General features: G+C 67.0%; 14 protein-coding genes and 2 tRNA genes. 11 read left to right on the plus strand and 5 right to left on the minus strand.

From position 1 onward, the window contains the following. Window positions 1-35: 35 nt before the first annotated feature. The 5 genes from BM397_RS01065 to BM397_RS01085 all read left to right on the plus strand — a co-directional run bounded on the left by BM397_RS01065 (window position 36) and on the right by BM397_RS01085 (window position 6,511). Window positions 36-1,814 (plus strand): sensor histidine kinase, encoded by a 1,779-nt coding sequence (locus BM397_RS01065; RefSeq protein ID WP_092426414.1) that lies wholly within the window; start codon window positions 36-38, stop codon window positions 1,812-1,814. Continuing rightward, entirely contained in the window at window positions 1,811-3,034 is a 1,224-nt protein-coding gene (locus tag BM397_RS01070; RefSeq protein ID WP_092426412.1) for a sigma-54-dependent transcriptional regulator, read from the plus strand. The genes BM397_RS01065 and BM397_RS01070 overlap by 4 nt, the downstream gene beginning before the upstream one ends. Before the next feature lie 295 nt (window positions 3,035-3,329). Further along, on the plus strand, window positions 3,330-4,334 hold the full coding sequence (locus BM397_RS01075) for a TRAP transporter substrate-binding protein (RefSeq protein WP_092426807.1): 1,005 nt from the start codon (window positions 3,330-3,332) through the stop codon (window positions 4,332-4,334). Window positions 4,335-4,439: 105 nt separating this feature from the next. Continuing rightward, on the plus strand, window positions 4,440-5,129 hold the full coding sequence (locus BM397_RS01080; protein WP_092426411.1) for a TRAP transporter small permease: 690 nt from the start codon (window positions 4,440-4,442) through the stop codon (window positions 5,127-5,129). A gap of 5 nt (window positions 5,130-5,134) precedes the next feature. Beyond that, entirely contained in the window at window positions 5,135-6,511 is a 1,377-nt protein-coding gene (locus BM397_RS01085; protein WP_092426409.1) for a TRAP transporter large permease, read from the plus strand. Window positions 6,512-6,678: 167 nt separating this feature from the next. Here the strand turns inward: BM397_RS01085 and tpiA are convergent, their stop codons facing one another. Both tpiA and BM397_RS01095 read right to left on the minus strand, forming a co-directional pair. Further along, window positions 6,679-7,419, minus strand: a complete 741-nt coding sequence (gene tpiA / locus BM397_RS01090; protein WP_092426406.1) for a triose-phosphate isomerase — start codon at window positions 7,417-7,419, stop codon at window positions 6,679-6,681. A 118-nt stretch (window positions 7,420-7,537) separates the two neighbouring features. Further along, on the minus strand, window positions 7,538-7,921 hold the full coding sequence (locus tag BM397_RS01095; protein WP_092426404.1) for a HesB/IscA family protein: 384 nt from the start codon (window positions 7,919-7,921) through the stop codon (window positions 7,538-7,540). A 142-nt stretch (window positions 7,922-8,063) separates the two neighbouring features. Here BM397_RS01095 and BM397_RS01100 point away from each other — a divergent pair, with 142 nt between their 5' ends. Continuing rightward, window positions 8,064-8,609: a GNAT family N-acetyltransferase gene (locus tag BM397_RS01100; RefSeq protein WP_092426401.1), complete on the plus strand. Its 546-nt coding sequence runs from the start codon at window positions 8,064-8,066 to the stop codon at window positions 8,607-8,609. 10 nt (window positions 8,610-8,619) lie between these two features. Here the strand turns inward: BM397_RS01100 and BM397_RS01105 are convergent, their stop codons facing one another. From BM397_RS01105 to BM397_RS01115, 3 genes are all read right to left on the minus strand, one after another. After that, complete coding sequence (locus BM397_RS01105; protein WP_092426399.1) at window positions 8,620-10,281, minus strand: mechanosensitive ion channel family protein; 1,662 nt, start codon at window positions 10,279-10,281, stop codon at window positions 8,620-8,622. 153 nt (window positions 10,282-10,434) lie between these two features. Further along, window positions 10,435-10,791 (minus strand): SUF system Fe-S cluster assembly protein, encoded by a 357-nt coding sequence (locus tag BM397_RS01110; protein ID WP_092426397.1) that lies wholly within the window; start codon window positions 10,789-10,791, stop codon window positions 10,435-10,437. Between the two features lie 117 nt (window positions 10,792-10,908). Beyond that, window positions 10,909-11,652, minus strand: a complete 744-nt coding sequence (locus tag BM397_RS01115; protein ID WP_176806708.1) for a LytTR family DNA-binding domain-containing protein — start codon at window positions 11,650-11,652, stop codon at window positions 10,909-10,911. Between the two features lie 631 nt (window positions 11,653-12,283). On the opposite strand from BM397_RS01115, the gene BM397_RS01120 reads away from it, so the two are divergent. The 5 genes from BM397_RS01120 to proB all read left to right on the plus strand — a co-directional run bounded on the left by BM397_RS01120 (window position 12,284) and on the right by proB (window position 15,316). Then, complete coding sequence (locus BM397_RS01120; protein ID WP_092426393.1) at window positions 12,284-12,520, plus strand: hypothetical protein; 237 nt, start codon at window positions 12,284-12,286, stop codon at window positions 12,518-12,520. A gap of 225 nt (window positions 12,521-12,745) precedes the next feature. Beyond that, a tRNA-Asp gene (locus BM397_RS01125) sits at window positions 12,746-12,822 on the plus strand. 33 nt (window positions 12,823-12,855) lie between these two features. Then, window positions 12,856-12,932 (plus strand) — tRNA-Asp (locus tag BM397_RS01130). 258 nt (window positions 12,933-13,190) lie between these two features. Then, window positions 13,191-14,222: a GTPase ObgE gene (gene obgE / locus BM397_RS01135; protein WP_092426391.1), complete on the plus strand. Its 1,032-nt coding sequence runs from the start codon at window positions 13,191-13,193 to the stop codon at window positions 14,220-14,222. Beyond that, window positions 14,210-15,316 carry a glutamate 5-kinase gene (gene proB / locus BM397_RS01140; RefSeq protein WP_092426389.1) on the plus strand — a complete coding sequence of 369 codons (1,107 nt, stop codon included), beginning with the start codon at window positions 14,210-14,212 and terminating at the stop codon, window positions 15,314-15,316. The genes obgE and proB overlap by 13 nt, the downstream gene beginning before the upstream one ends. Window positions 15,317-15,466 lie beyond the last annotated feature (150 nt).

Consider the following 15,466-nt stretch of genomic DNA (forward strand, 5'->3'; position numbering starts at 1 on the left):
CTTTCTTGGCAAGGGCGCTCTTGCTATGACAGGCCATGAGCTGGGACCTGCTGACCCGGAGCCGCGCCCTCTGGCTGGCGCTGACGCTCGCCTTCCTGGCCGCGCTGTCGGGCAGCGTGTGGCACTACGGCTACCTGCAGGCGCTGGGGCCGCTGGCGGCGCGCGGGCAGAGCGATCTCGACCTCGCCTCGGACCGGCTGGTCAGCCAGCTGCAGCGGTTCCGCGAATTTGCGGTGCTCACCGCCCGCCACCCGGCGCTGGAGGCTTTGCTCGAGGGCGGGCCGCGCGCGCCGGCGGACGAGATGCTGCTGGGCGCCGCAGACCGGACCGGCGCGGTGAGCGCCTTCTACGTCGCCGGATCGGGGGAGGTGCTGGCCAGCTCCGGCCCGCTGGTGCCGGAGGACGTGGCCCGCAGTGCCTATTTCCGCCGCGCCCTGACCGGCGCGCTCGGCGTTGCCCATGGCGAGGGGCCCGGGGATGCGGACCGCGCCTTCTTCTTCGCCGCGCCGAGCTTCGCCCCCTCGGGCGAGGTGCGCGGCGCGCTCGTGGTGGTGGTCGATGCGGCGGTGCTGGAGCGCGACTGGCGCGGCTCGCTGCCCGCTGTCTTCTTCCTCGACGAGAGCGGCACGGTCTTCGTCACCAACCGCACGGAGCTGCTCGGCTGGCGGCGCGAGGGCGACGGCGCCATGGTCTCGCCCACCGGGAAGCGGCGCGATACGGAAACGACCGAGCTTGAGACCTACACGATCCTGTCGCAGAACTGGTCGCCCTACATTCCCGCCCGCGCCCTGCGCCGCAGCGTCGACCTGCCGGTCATCGGCATGACCGGCGTGCTGCTGATCGACGTGCGCCCGGCCCGGCGCTACGCGCTGCTGCAAGCGGCGGCGGTGGGGGCGGGGGCGCTGTTCTTCCTCGCGCTTCTGTGGTTCGCGGTCGAGCGGCGGCAGGCGCTGGCGGCAATCAACCTCGATCTGGAAGAGCGGGTCTCGGCCCGCACCCGAGATCTGGAGGAGGCCAACCTCGCGCTGCGCCGCGAGGTGGTCGAGCGGCAGGAGGCCGAGGCCGCGCTGAAGCGCGCGCAGGCCGAGCTGGTGCAGGCCTCCAAGCTCACGGCGCTCGGCAAGATGAGCGCCGGGATCAGCCACGAGCTGAACCAGCCGCTGATGGCGATCCGTTCGTTTGCCGAGAACGGTGCGGCCTTCCTCGAACGCGGCAAGCCAGAGCGCGCGGCCGAGAACCTCGGGCGGATCAGTGACATGGCGGGCCGCATGGGGCGGATCATCAAGAACCTGCGGGCCTTCGCCAAGGCCGAGCCGGGGCCGGCGCATCGCATCGGGCTGGCGGCGGTGGTGGAACAGGCGCTGGAACTGATGCAGCGCAAGATCGAGAAGACCGGGGCGACGGTCGACTGGCAGCGCCCCGACCGACCCGCCATCGTCATGGGCGGCGAGGTGCGGCTGAGTCAGGTGGTGGTCAACCTGATCTCCAACGCGCTGGAGGCGATGGAGGGGCAGGAGGTGCGCCGCCTGACCTTGCGGATGGTGCATGACGATGCGGCGGGAATGGTGCGGCTGACCATCCGTGACAGCGGCACCGGCATCCGCGAACCCGATCGCATCTTTGATCCCTTCTACTCGACCAAGGAGGTCGGGCCGGAAGAAGGGATGGGCCTCGGCCTGTCGATCTCCTATGGGATTGTCGAGGGCTTCGGCGGCAAGCTGCGGGGCGAGAACATGCCCGGCGGCGGCGCGCAATTCACGCTCGACCTGCGACAGGCTGGGCAGGAGATCACACAGGTGGAGAAGAGCGCATGACACGTCGGGTGCTGCTGGTGGACGATGACGCGGCGGTGCGCGAGGCGCTCGGCCAGACGCTGGAGTTGGCCGATCTCGACGCGGTGACGGCGGGGAGCTTCGTCGAGTGCAAGGAGCTGATCGAGCCGGCTTTCGACGGTGTTGTCGTCTCTGACATCCGCATGCCGGGCCGCGACGGCTTCCACCTGCTCGACTATGCCCACCGGCAGGATCCCGAGTTGCCGGTGATCCTGCTGACCGGCGAGGGCGACATTCCCATGGCCGTGCGGGCGATGGCGGCGGGGGCCTTCGACTTCCTCGAGAAGCCCTGCGCTCCGGGCGATCTGACCGCGGTGGTCGAGCGCGCGCTGCGCACCCGCACGCTGGTGCTGGAGAACCGTCGGCTGAAGGCGGAGCTGGAGACCGGCGATGCCGCGGCGCGCATGCTCTTTGGCATCTCGCGCAAGGCCGATGGGCTGCGCGCGCGCTGCCGGGTGGCGGCCCGTGCGGGGACCGACGTGCTGATTTCCGGCGCGCCGGGCTCGGGTATCTCCAAGGTCGCCGAAGTGGTGCACCTTTGCTCGAACCGCTCCAAGGGGCCGTTCGAGAAGCGCTCGGCCGCGGGGCTGGACCGGGCGGCGCTGGGTGAGTTCTGGCGCGGCTGCGCGGCGGGCACGGTGTTTCTCGACGAGATTTGCCAATTGCCGAAGGACAGCCAGCTCTCGCTGATCGATCTGTTGGAGGAGGGCGGCGCGCGGCTCATCGCCGGCACGGTGCGCGATCTCGCGAAAGAGGTCGAAAGCGGGGCCTTCTCGGCCGAGCTGTTTTACCGGCTCGAGGTCATGCAGATCCACATTCCGGCGCTGGCCGAACGGCCCGAGGACATCCCGGTGCTGTTCCGCCACTACGTGGCGCAGGCTGCCGAGCAGGCCGGGCTGGAGCCGCCGGAGATCACCGAGGAGGTGGTCTCGGCGCTCATCGCGCGCGACTGGCCGGGCAACACACGCGCGCTGATGTCGGCGGCGATGCGCTTTGCGCTGGGGCTTGGCGAGAGCGAGGACAGCGGCGAGGGGCTGGGGCTGACCGAGCGCATGGCGCAGGTGGAACGCTCGCTGCTGGTCGAGGCGCTCAAGCGTACTGGCGGGCAGGCAAGCGCCGCCGCGCAGGCACTGAAGCTGCCGCGCAAGACCTTCTACGACAAGCTGGCGAAATACGGCATTCGCGCCGAGGACTATCGCTAAGCGGCGATTCCGGCCGCGTGCCCCGTTTTCGGGCGGTGCGAAAACTGTGCGGATTTCCGCACAGGCCCCACCGTCACCCGTGCGGAAAATCGCACAACGCACCTTGCGCGTTTCGTGGTCAGTGAGGTGTCATGATTTTATATAATTGAAATTAAAGTAAAAATTAAATCGCTACGCCGCCCTCGCAAAAATCTTGCGCGAAATTCCGCCGGGATATTTCTTCATCTCCAGAGCGGCCGCGATGGGGAGCACCGGGGCCGCCGAGGACGGAAAACGGAAGTTCCGGGAGGATACCATGAAGAAGTTTCTGATGACCGCCGCCGCGGTGACCGCACTCGTGTCCGGCACCCAGGCCGCAACCGCTGCCTGCGACGATGGCGAAATCGTCGTCAAGTTCAGCCACGTAACCAACACCGACAAGCACCCCAAGGGGATCGCGGCGCAGCTGTTCGCCGATCGCGTGAACGAGGAGATGGACGGCAAGGCCTGTGTCGAGGTCTTCCCGAACTCGACTCTCTACAACGATGACCAGGTGCTCGAGGCGATGCTGAACGGCGACGTGCAGATGGCCGCGCCGTCGCTGTCGAAGTTCGAGCAGTTCACCAAGGTGTTCCGCATCTTCGACCTGCCGTTCATGTTCAAGAACATGGAAGCCGTCGACGCGTTCCAGAACTCGGACATCGGTCAGGACATGAAGGAATCGATGGTGCGCCGTGGCCTGCTCGGGCTTGGCTTCTGGCACAACGGCCTGACCCAGTTCTCGGCCAACAAGCCGCTGATCTCGCCCGAGGACGCCAAGGGCCTGAAGTTCCGCGTGCAGCCCTCCGAGGTGCTGAAGGCGAACATGGAACAGCTCGGGGCCTCGCCGCAGCCGATGGCCTTCTCCGAGGTCTACGGTGCGCTGCAGACCGGCGTGGTCGACGGCCAGGAAAACACCTGGTCCAACATCTACGGCCAGAAGTTCTTCGAGGTGCAGGACGGCACCACCGAGACCAACCACGGCGTGCTCGACTACATGGTCGTCACCTCGGTCGACTGGTGGGAAAGCCTGCCTGAGGACGTGCGCATGCAGATGGGCCAGATCCTCGACGAGGTGACCGCCACCCGCAATGCCGCGATCGCCGAGGTCGACGCCGACAACCGTCAGGCAATCCTCGACGCCGGCGGCGTGATCCGCGAACTGACGCCCGAGCAGCGCCAGGCCTGGGTCGATGCGATGAAGCCGGTCTGGGAACGCTTCGAAGGCGAGGTCGGCGCCGACAACATCGCCGCCGCGCAGGAGTTCAACGCGCAGTTCTGATCTGGCGCCGTTGATTTCGGCCCGGTCCTGCGGAGCGCGGGGCCGGGCCTTTTCACACCCGAACACTCATCTTGGGGCAACCCATCCGGCATAGCGGGGGACAAGATGTCCAATACCATGCACGGCGGCTCGGCACTGGGCCGCTTCGTCAACGAACTGGAGGAAACGGCGATCGCCGTGATCCTCGGGCTGATGACGCTTCTCACCTTCGTCAACGTCGTCCTGCGCTACGGGTTCAACACCGGGGTGATCTGGGGGCTCGAGGCGGTGACCTTCCTCTTTGCCTGGCTGGTGCTCTTCGGGGTGAGCTACGCGGTGAAGGTTACGGCGCACCTCGGCGTCGACGCAGTGACCAGCCTGCTGCCACCGACCCTGCGCCGCACCCTGGCGCTGGTCGCGGCTGCGCTCTGCATCTTCTACGCCTTCCTGCTGCTGAAGGGCGCCTGGGACTACTGGGCCAATTTCGCCAACCTGCCGCAGACTACCGGCCGCTGGTTCCCCACCGGCTTCGAGGAGATGAAGCGCACCTCTTACCGCTCCTGGTACGAGGTCGTCGATATCCCGATGCCCGACTGGCTGCGTTTCATCGAGCCCTGGATCAACGAGGGCGAGCACTACGAAAAACTGCCGCGCTTCATCCCCTACGCGATGCTGCCCTTCGGCATGGCGCTGCTGCTGTTCCGCTTCGTCCAGGCTGGCGTGCACATCTGGACCGGCAAGCAGGACAGCCTGATCGTCAGCCACGAAGCCGAAGACGCCGTCGATGACGTCGCCCACATGAACCGCGAGGACTGAGTCCTATGGAAGTCTTTCTCCTTTTCGTCTGCATCATCGGTCTGATGCTGATCGGCCTGCCCATCGCGGTTTCGCTGGGCCTGTCGTCGATCATCTTCCTGCTGGCGCTGTCGGACACCTCGTTGGCCTCCGTGGCACAGTCGATGTTCCAGGCCATGGCCGGGCACTACACGCTGCTCGCCATCCCCTTCTTCATCCTCGCCTCCTCCTTCATGTCGACGGGCGGCGTGGCCCGGCGGATCATCCGCTTCTCGATCTCGCTTGTGGGCCATTTCCACGGCGGCCTCGCCATCGCCGGCGTCTTCGCCTGCATGCTCTTCGCGGCGCTCTCGGGGTCGTCGCCGGCGACCGTGGTGGCCATCGGCTCGATCGTCATCGCCGGCATGCGGCAGGTGGGTTATTCCAAGGACTTCGCCGCAGGCGTGATCGCCAACGCCGGCACCCTGGGCATTCTTATCCCGCCGTCGATCGTGATGGTTGTCTACGCTTCGGCGACCGATGTCTCGGTGGGCCGGATGTTCCTGGCGGGCGTGATCCCGGGCCTCATGGCGGGCACCATGCTGATGATCACCATCTACGCCATCGCCCGCATCCGCGGCCTGCCGAAGGGCGAGTGGATGGGCTGGGGCGAGGCGATCCGCTCGGGTCGCGAGGCGGCCTGGGGTCTCTTCCTCATCGTCATCATCCTCGGCGGCATCTACGGCGGCATCTTCACCCCGACCGAGGCGGCGGCGGTGGCGGCGGTCTACGCCTTCTTCATCGCCAACTTCGTCTATCGGGACATGGGCCCGCTGGCGGGCAAGGACGGGGCACCGAACCTGCCGCTGATCAAGAAGCCGATCGCGCTGGTCACCGCCTTCTTCCACCGCGACACCCGCGACACGCTGTTCGAGGCGGGCAAGCTGACGATCACGCTGATGTTCATCATCGCCAACGCACTGATCCTCAAACACGTGCTGACCGACGAGCAGATCCCGCAGCAGATCGCCGCGGCCATGCTCGACGCGGGCTTCGGCCCGGTGATCTTCCTGGTGATCGTCAACGTGATCTTGTTGATCGGCGGCCAGTTCATGGAGCCCTCGGGCCTTCTGGTGATCGTCGCGCCGCTGGTCTTCCCGATCGCCATCGAGCTCGGCATCGATCCGATTCACCTCGGCATCATCATGGTGGTGAACATGGAGATCGGCATGATCACCCCGCCGGTCGGCCTGAACCTCTTCGTTACCTCGGGCGTCGCAGGCATGCCGATGATGCGCGTGGTGAAGGCGGCGCTGCCCTTCCTCGCGGTGCTCTTCGTCTTCCTGATCATGGTGACCTACATCCCCTGGCTGTCGACCTGGCTGCCGACCACCTTCATGGGGCCGGAAATCATCACCAGGTGATCCGCAGGATCATGGACAAACAAAAGCGCGGCGCTCTTGCATGGGGTGCCGCGTTTGCTTTGAAGGTGGGACCGCCTCCGGCGGGCGTATTTGCCAAAGAGAAGAAGCAGGGAACGGCGCGCCACCCCCTGCTTCTTCTCTTTTAAAATACGCAATGTCGTGCCGGTTCAGCCTGCGCCAAGCGCCTCGATGATCGGGACGAAATCATCCGCCTTGAGGCTCGCGCCGCCGACCAGCGCCCCGTCGACGTTGGACACGGCGAAGATTTCCCCGGCATTGCCCGGCTTCACCGAGCCGCCGTAGAGCAGCCGGACCGAACGGCCGACGCCTTCGCCGAAGCGTCTCTCGAGCTTGGCGCGCATGAAGTCATGCACTTCGCCGATCTGGTCGGTGGTGGGCACCTTGCCGGTGCCGATGGCCCAGATCGGCTCGTAGGCGACCACGAGGTTGTGGCCGGTCGCGCCGTCGGGGATCGAGCCTGCGAGCTGGCCGGCGATGATGTCGAGCGTGTTGGAGGCCTCGCGCTCGGCGAGGCTCTCGCCGACGCAGACCACGGCGCTCAGCCCGGCATCCCAGGCGGCGCGGGTCTTGTTGCGCACGTCCTCGTCGGTCTCGCCATGGTCGGTGCGGCGCTCGGAATGGCCGAGGATCACGTAGCTGGCGCCGGCGTCCTTGAGCATCTCGGCCGAGATGTCGCCGGTATGGGCGCCGGACGCCTTGGCGTGGCAGTCCTGGCCGCCGATGGCGATGTCGCCGGCCGCGGCGACCGCCTGCGATACCAGCGTGGCGGGCGGACAGATCAGCACCTCGGCGGCGCCGCCGGCGGCGCCGGACATGGCCTCGAGCTCATCCAGCGCGGCGGCCAGCCCGTTCATCTTCCAGTTTCCGGCGGCAAGTTTCCTGCGCATCGTCGCTCCTCTCGTTGCTGTTCGCGCGTATCATCGCGGCGCAGCCGTCAGCGTCAAGCTTGGTTGCGCAATCAAGGAGATAGGGCGCGACTCCGCGTAGGGGAGACCCGGCCGCCGCTTATTCCGAGGTGCGGCGCTCGGCTTCGAGTTCTTCGATGTCCTTGAACTTGATCGACTCGCCGCAGCCGCAGGCGTCGGTGACATTGGGGTTGTTGAACTTGAACCCCGATTCCAGCAGCGAGGTGTGGTAGTCGATCTCTGTGCCGAAGAGGAACATCTGCGCCATCGGCGCGATCAGCACCCGCGCGCCGTCCTGCTCCACGACCTCGTCGTTGGCTTCCGCCTCGTCGACGAAGTCCATGGTGTACTCCATGCCGGCGCAGCCGCCCTTCTTGACGCCGATGCGCAGGCCTGCGCGACCGTCGCGCTCCATCAGCTTGCGCACCTGCGTGACCGCGGCGGGCGTGATGGTGACTGCCTGTTTTCCGGGAATGCCGAACATTCGCATCTCCTATGAGCTTTGTCAGGAATTTAAGGCTCTGCCGCGCGGGAAACAAGGGGTGGTCAGCGCCGGCGCTTGCTTGACAGCCCGGCGGGCGGAGAGGATAGCCGAAAGCCCCGGCGGCGGCAGACAGGCGAGGCCCATGATCGAAACCGAACGCACCCTGATCGGCCCGGTGGCCGAGAGCGACGCGGCTGCGCTGCGGGCCTACTACCTGCGCAACGCGGCGCATCTGGCACCCTGGGAGCCGCGCCGCCCCGAGGGCTATCACGAGGCCGCGGAGTGGCAGGCGCGCGTGCAGGGCTACGTCACCGAGGCCGTCGAGGGGCGGGCCTACCGCTTCGTCGCGCGGCTGCGTGGCGATTCGGCGATTCTCGCTGTGGCGAATTTCACCAATGTCGTGCGCGGGCCATTCCTCGCCTGCATGCTGGGCTACTCGCTGGATGGTGCGCATGAGGGCAGGGGGCTGATGCACGAGGTGCTCTCGGCGGTGATCCCCTGGCTGGAGGAAGAGGCCGGGCTGCACCGGATCATGGCCAACCACCTGCCCGAGAACACCCGCAGCGCGGCGCTTCTGGCGCGACTGGGGTTCGAGGTCGAGGGGCGGGCGCGCGACTACCTGCAGATCGGCGGACGCTGGCGCGACCACGTGCTGACGGCGCGGATCAACGACACGCCGGCACCCTGAGCGGCTCTGTTCAGGCGGCCTCGGCCGGCGGCTGCTCGGGGAAGATCGGCTGGGCCGCACTGTCGAGTTCCTGCGCCGCTGCGAGCAGGCGCTCGCGCGCCTCGCATTCCAGCGACCAGGCGACATTGGGATCGGGGCAGGGGATGAGAAACAGCACTTCCTGCCCGAAGACGTCGTGCTGCGACACGTAGACCCCGCGCGATTCGGGGCGGTCTGCGAGCCCCTCCATGTCGTCGAGAATTTCCTCGTAGCGCTGGCGCAGCTTTTCGATCTTCGCGCTGTGCGACAGGCGCAGGACCACTTCTCGGATCAGGAAATGCTCCTGCATGGTCCAGTTCTCGAAGGGCTCGGCGACAAAGTCGACCACCGGCACCACCAGCCTTTGCCCGGTCCAGACGCGCAGCTGCACGTAGGTGAAATGGATGCGCTCGACCGAACAGAGGTAGCCCTTGAACATCACCTTGTCGCCGATCCGCGCCGACTGGTTCAGGGCGATCTGCATCGAGGCCATGATGTTGGTCAGCACGTTGCGCCCGGCATAGGCGAGAATGATCGTCGCGGTACCGGCCGAGGCGATCAGCGAGATGCCAAGCGAGCGCATCACGCTGGCCTCGCTGATCACGATGCCAGCGCCCACCAGCACCACCAGCACGATCACCGCGCGGCGCGCCGCCGAGACGCGCGTCGCGATGTTGCGCCGCTGCTCCTGGCCCTCGCCCATCTCGGCCAGCTCGTCACCGTCGAATTTCACCAGCCGGTTGAGGATCACGTCGGCGACGTTGATCACCAGCCAGAGAACGGTCGCGACGAAGCCGAGGATGATCAGCGGCGAGAGAATCGTATCGATCCGCCCGGAGAAGACGAAGACGTGCCTCGTGAGCAGCGACATGGAGGCGCTGACCACCGCCAGCGTTGCCGGCCCGCGCAGCGCCACCAGCATCGAGTAGGGCGCATCGCGCAGGGTGCGGTTCAGGCCGCGCGACATCAGGCCGTTCACGAGTATGCCGATCACGCCGGTGAGAATCAGCACCATCGGCAGCGCCACCACCTCCCACCAGCGCAGCCCCCAGAAGGCGCGTTCGCGCAGCGGCGCGGGCAGGGCTTCTTCGAGTTTCGTCGGGCCGAAGGCATCGGCGAGCGCGGGCAGCGCCTGCACGGTCTGGCGGGAAACCAGCCAGACCGGCTCGCCGGTGGCAGGTTTCACGCGGTTGATGCGGATCGGCACCGGGCGGTCGCCGAGCTTCACGTACCAGAGAAGCAGCGAGCGGCGCGGCTCGCCGGCCATGGGCGAATCCTTCGTCCGGGCATCGACGCCGTCGGGCCGGTCGCGCAGGTCGTACCAGTCGATCATGATCTTGCGATCCATGAGCGTGGCGAACTGGCGCGCCCGCTCGGGGCCCAGCTCGGCCTGCTCGCCGGGTTCGATGCTGGACAAATCGAGCAGATGCGCCGCGCCTTCCCAGTCCTCGGCATCGGCGCGGAAGAGGAAGCTCTCCAGCGCGGCCCTAGGTGTGGTCCGGTCGATGTTCTGCGGAGCGGAGCCGAGACCCGGGTTGACCATCTCGACCTCGTACCAGCGGTCGAGCGCCTCGTTCTGTGCGCGCGCTGAAACGGGCAGCGACAGCAGCACTGCAAGCAACGTCAGCGACAGGAGGCGGGTCAGCAGGATCATCGCCGCTCAACTCCCGGTGCCGCGTGCGGGTTCCCTCGCGCAGGGAGACGAGGCCACCGTGCGCGAACAAGGGCCGGACGCGGAGGGGCGCGGCAAAAAAAAGCGCGCCACGAGGGCGCGCCTTGCGTCGGTCGGGGTCGGTAGTCGGCGTGTTTACATGAAGCCCAACTCGAGCCGCGCCTCGTCGGACATCATGTCCATGCCCCAGGGCGGATCGAAGACCATGTCCACGTCCACGTCCTTGACACCCGGCACGGAGGCGATGGCGTCCTGCACCCAGCCCGGCATCTCGCCGGCCACGGGGCAGCCGGGGGCGGTCAGGGTCATGATCACCTTCACCTCGCCCTCACCGGCGATCTCGACGGTATAGATCAGGCCGAGGTCGTAGATGTTCACCGGGATCTCCGGGTCGAACACGGTGCGGCAGGCCTCGACGACCGAATCGTAGAGCGGGTGATCGGTGCTGGAGGGCGCGATCAGCGGGGCGCCTTCGAGCGGTGCGTCGGTCATGGCGGGTCCTTCCTCGGGGTTCCTGAGCGAAGATATAGGAAAAGCGCGCGCCGGGGTAAAGGGCAGCGCTGCGTCGCGCGTGCGCTCAATTCGCAGCGCGTCCGACCGTTGGTCCTGTCACTGCGGCCCGCCCAGATGTCCGGCGCACCACCGCTCTACCTCGTCGAGCCGGCCTCGCGCCACGGGCACCGCGACGCCGCCCTTCAGCAGCACGACCGGCTTGCCGCCGTGGTGCCCGAGGCCCTCGATGGCCCGGCGTGCGACCCACCAGGATCTGTGGGTTTGGACGCCATCTTCGGGCGCAGTCTGGGCCAGCACATCCGCCAGCCGGCTGCGCAGCGTCAGGGAGCCGCTGGCCAGTGCGGCGCAGACATGGTGCTGGCGGGCCTCGAGGTAGATCAGCTCGTCGAGCGGCACGGGGTGCGCTCCGATGTGCAGGACGCGCCTCTCCGGAGCGGGGGCGCCCGGGGTGTCCGGGGTGTCCAGGGCGTCTAGGGCGTCCTCGGGGTCCCGAGGGTGCTCCGGGCCCTCATCCGGGATGAACACGAACCTCATGAAGATGGTCTCGAACACCGCCGCGATGATCAGCAGGTAGAAGATGTTCGACAGCAGCTGTGGCGAGATCGAGGAGCCGAGGCCACGCCGCAGGACATGGTCGAGCAAAAGCAAAGTGGGGCCAAGCGCGAAGAAGGAGACGACCGGCCAGTAGACAGGCATACGCGGCAGGCTGCGGCGCAGCGCTGCGACGCCAAGCATCAGCAAGAACTGGCTGCCGAAATAGCTGCCAAGCCCGAACACCCAGGCGGAGAAGTAGGCGGCACGTGGCACGCGGTCCGAGACCGCCACCGGATCCGCGGCCAAAAGCACAATCAGGACCAGGGCAAGGTATCGCCAAGTCTGCCTTTGAGTGCATTGTGAGGCGAAAAGCGCCACGCATATGTGGATCCGCCGACCGGTCAAATCGATCAGACCGAGATCCTGATACAGAAGTGCCTTCAAACCGTACCGTTTGCGTATGTTGCTGCAATAACGTGATCTTTCTGTCGGTTCGGCGCGGGATGTACAAGGGGACATCGGCCGTGCAGACGTGCGCTCTCACCCGGTTGCAACGACGCGGCGCGCGGATCATCGGCAAAATAAGTCTTTTTCTGGGCGCGTATCATGCTATCCTGACGCTGACCCGCGTCAGGCGTTCTGCTGCCGCGGTCGCAGGAGCCGCTCCGGCGAATTCAGGTGCGGGCCGCATTTCGAGACACTGGACGGGGCAGGAGAGAGGACTTGCCCCTGAAGATCGGCAGGTCGGGTAGGGGAGCCCGAAAGAAAGATGCGAAGGTTTCGGGGCGCCATGCGATAATGAGCAATGCGACAATGAGCCATGCCACGAGCATGTACCACCCGAAGGTGGTGCTAGGTCGTGCCCGATGGCGGTGCCATCTGCCGAAACCTTTCGTTGCCGGACAGACGCGAGATTGTGTGAACAGGGGGTTGGGTAATGATTAATTCAGCGGGGGACACCGTTGTCGACGGCAACGCATTCCGGGAAGTGATCGAAATCGCGCATCAGATGCAGGGCAGCAGCGCCGTTTCGGAGCTGCTTCGCCTGTCCGCGGCGCTGCTCGAACATTGTGCCTACGAATTGGCGCGCAGCGACACCCGTGGGCAGGTCTCGCGGATCATTCTTATTTCGGCGGAATTGGAGCGCATGGCGCGCGACGCGGCGGTGCAGTGACTCCCGCACTGTCTAAGCCGCGCGCGCGAGATTCTGCGTAAGTCTTTGAAAAGCACATGCAAAGACCTGACGCCCCCCATCGTTTCGGGCCTGAGATCCATTCTGTCAGGGGAATTTTCGGGTCCCGCAGAAAAATCCGCAACTGCCCCTAGGAAAGCGCTTGACGGGGTCCGGCCCCCCGCCTAAAAGCGCCCCACGTTCGGGACACAGTCCAGACGGTAGCGAGCGGTTGTAGCTCAGTTGGTTAGAGTACCGGCCTGTCACGCCGGGGGTCGCGGGTTCGAGCCCCGTCAACCGCGCCACCGCTACCGTGAATAAAAGACCGGCAGAAAAGCGCGGTTGTAGCTCAGTTGGTTAGAGTACCGGCCTGTCACGCCGGGGGTCGCGGGTTCGAGCCCCGTCAACCGCGCCACTTTCTTCGGAACGCAGACGCCTCGCAGCCCTCGGGCCGCGCGGCGTTTCTGCTTTCTGGGGACCCGCCATGGGCACTGCGCCGTCGCTTGCGTTTCCACATGGCTGAAATATCCCGGGGGAGTCGCGCGCTGCGCGGCGGGGGCAGCGCCCCCATGACGCCCGGCCCGCAACTTGAGCCGCGCGTCGAGTCGCGCTAAACCGCGCCGCAACCGCACCGATTGCGGGTCGCGACGTCACCCAGCCGGAAAGCCCGACCATGAAATTCCTCGATCTTTGCAAGGTCTACATCCGATCCGGTCAGGGCGGCAAAGGCTGCACTTCCTTCCGGCGCGAGAAGTTCATCGAATACGGCGGGCCCGACGGCGGCGACGGCGGCCGGGGCGGTGACGTCTGGGCCGAGGCGGTGGACGGGCTCAACACGCTCATCGACTTCCGCTACCAGCAGCACTTCTTCGCCGGCAACGGCGTGCCCGGCATGGGTCGCCAGCGCACCGGCGCCGACGGCGACGACATCGTGCTGCGCGTGCCGGTGGGCACCGAGATCCTCGACGAGGACGAGGAGACGGTGATCGCCGATCTCACCGAGCTCGGCCAGCGGGTCCTGCTTGCCAAGGGCGGCAACGGCGGCTGGGGCAACCTGCACTTCAAGACCTCGACCAACCAGGCCCCGCGCCGCGCCAACCCCGGCCAGCCGGGGATCGAGCGCACCATCTGGCTGCGGCTGAAGCTGATCGCCGACGTCGGTCTGCTGGGCCTGCCCAATGCTGGCAAGTCGACCTTCCTCGCGGCGACCTCGAACGCGCGGCCGAAGATCGCCGACTACCCGTTCACCACGCTGCACCCGAACCTCGGCGTCGTCGGCGTGGACGGCAAGGAATTCGTCGTCGCCGACATCCCCGGCCTGATCGAGGGCGCGCACGAAGGCCGCGGTCTCGGCGATCTCTTCCTCGGCCACGTCGAGCGCTGCGCCGTGCTGCTGCACCTCGTCGACGGCACCTCGGGCACGCTGCTCGAGGATTGGCAGACGATCATCACCGAGATCGAGGCTTACGGCGAGGGCCTTGCCGACAAGCCGCGGGTCACCGTGCTCAACAAGATCGATGCGCTGGACGACGAGGAGCGGGCCTTCCTGAAAGAAGAACTCGAAGCCACGACCGGCGGCAAGGTCATGCTCATGTCCGGCGCGGCGGGCGAGGGGGTGACCGAGGTCCTGCGCGCGCTGCGCGCCCATATCGACGACAAGCGCCTGCGCGAGGCGCCCGAGGAAGACACCACATGGCGACCCTGAGCGAGGCGCGCCGCCTCGTCGTAAAGATCGGCTCGGCCCTGCTGGTCGACAAGCAGACCGGCGCGCTGCGCCAGGACTGGCTGAACTCCATGGCCGCCGACGTGGCCCGGGTAAAGGCCCGCGGTGCCGACGTGGTGCTGGTCTCTTCCGGTTCGATCGCGCTGGGGCGCGGCATCCTCAAGCTGCCGCCGGTGGCATTGCCGCTCGAGCAGAGCCAGGCCGCCGCCGCTGTCGGACAGATCCGCCTTGCCCGGGCCTGGGAAGAGGCGCTGGCGCCGCATGGGATCACCACCGCGCAGGTGCTGGTGACGCTGGAGGACTCCGCCTCGCGCCGCCGCTATCTCAATTCTCGGGCCACGATGGAAACGCTGCTCGGCTTCGGCGCCGTGCCCATCGTGAACGAGAACGACACCGTCGCCACCGATGAGATCCGCTACGGCGACAACGACCGGCTGGCGGCGCAGGTCGCCGTCACCGTTGGGGCAGACCAGCTGATCCTGCTGTCCGATGTCGACGGGTTCTATACCGCCAACCCGGGGCAGGACCCGAAGGCGCGGCGCTACGACGTCATCCACCAGATCACGCCGGAGATCGAGGCCATGGCTGGCGACGCCGGCTCGGGCCTGTCGAAGGGCGGGATGAAGACCAAGCTCATGGCCGCCAAGACCGCCACCGGTGCGGGCTGTGCCATGGCGATCACCGAAGGTTCGGTGCTGACCCCGCTCACTGCGCTCGAAGAGGGGGCGAACGCCACCTGGTTCACGCCGCAGATGGACCCGCACGCGGCGCGCAAGGGCTGGATCCTTGCGATGAAGCCCTGCGGCGTGCTGACCGTCGATGCCGGTGCCGCCGCCGCGCTGGCGCAGGGCCGCTCGCTGCTGCCGGTCGGCGTGACCCGCGCCGAGGGCGCCTTCGGACGCGGCGATCCGGTGATGATCCGTGACGCCGAGGGTCGCGCGTTGGGGCAGGGGCTGACCCGCTATACTGCCGAGGAAGCACAGGCGATCATCGGCCACCACAGCTCGGAGATCGAACAGGTTCTGGGCTATCCGGGCCGCGCCGTGCTGATCCACCGCGACGACATGGCGCTCTGAGCGCGCCTGCCCGGCGCCGCGGGTGCGGCGGGCGAAAAGGGCGTATTTGGAAAGAGAAGAGGGGCGCAGAATCGCCCGCCGCTTCTTCTCTTTGAAAATACGCATGGCCCGCCTCCGGCCATCCCTGCGATCCATCGGGACAGCGCGCAA

This window comes from Alloyangia pacifica, assembly GCF_900116195.1.
In the GTDB taxonomy this organism is placed as follows: Bacteria; Pseudomonadota; Alphaproteobacteria; order Rhodobacterales; family Rhodobacteraceae; genus Salipiger; species Salipiger pacificus.

Bases quoted from the DNA above. Each gene is read 5' to 3' on its own strand.
- BM397_RS01100 (WP_092426401.1), top strand. From the start codon at position 8,064: ATGATCGAAACCGAACGCACCCTGATCGGCCCGGTGGCCGAGAGCGAC.
- BM397_RS01105 (WP_092426399.1), bottom strand. From the start codon at position 10,281: ATGATCCTGCTGACCCGCCTCCTGTCGCTGACGTTGCTTGCAGTGCTG.
- BM397_RS01085 (WP_092426409.1), top strand. From the start codon at position 5,135: ATGGAAGTCTTTCTCCTTTTCGTCTGCATCATCGGTCTGATGCTGATC.
- BM397_RS01070 (WP_092426412.1), top strand. From the start codon at position 1,811: ATGACACGTCGGGTGCTGCTGGTGGACGATGACGCGGCGGTGCGCGAG.
- BM397_RS01075 (WP_092426807.1), top strand. From the start codon at position 3,330: ATGAAGAAGTTTCTGATGACCGCCGCCGCGGTGACCGCACTCGTGTCC.
- BM397_RS01120 (WP_092426393.1), top strand. From the start codon at position 12,284: ATGATTAATTCAGCGGGGGACACCGTTGTCGACGGCAACGCATTCCGG.
- proB (WP_092426389.1), top strand. From the start codon at position 14,210: ATGGCGACCCTGAGCGAGGCGCGCCGCCTCGTCGTAAAGATCGGCTCG.
- BM397_RS01110 (WP_092426397.1), bottom strand. From the start codon at position 10,791: ATGACCGACGCACCGCTCGAAGGCGCCCCGCTGATCGCGCCCTCCAGC.
- BM397_RS01065 (WP_092426414.1), top strand. From the start codon at position 36: ATGAGCTGGGACCTGCTGACCCGGAGCCGCGCCCTCTGGCTGGCGCTG.
- BM397_RS01080 (WP_092426411.1), top strand. From the start codon at position 4,440: ATGTCCAATACCATGCACGGCGGCTCGGCACTGGGCCGCTTCGTCAAC.
- BM397_RS01095 (WP_092426404.1), bottom strand. From the start codon at position 7,921: ATGTTCGGCATTCCCGGAAAACAGGCAGTCACCATCACGCCCGCCGCG.
- tpiA (WP_092426406.1), bottom strand. From the start codon at position 7,419: ATGCGCAGGAAACTTGCCGCCGGAAACTGGAAGATGAACGGGCTGGCC.
- obgE (WP_092426391.1), top strand. From the start codon at position 13,191: ATGAAATTCCTCGATCTTTGCAAGGTCTACATCCGATCCGGTCAGGGC.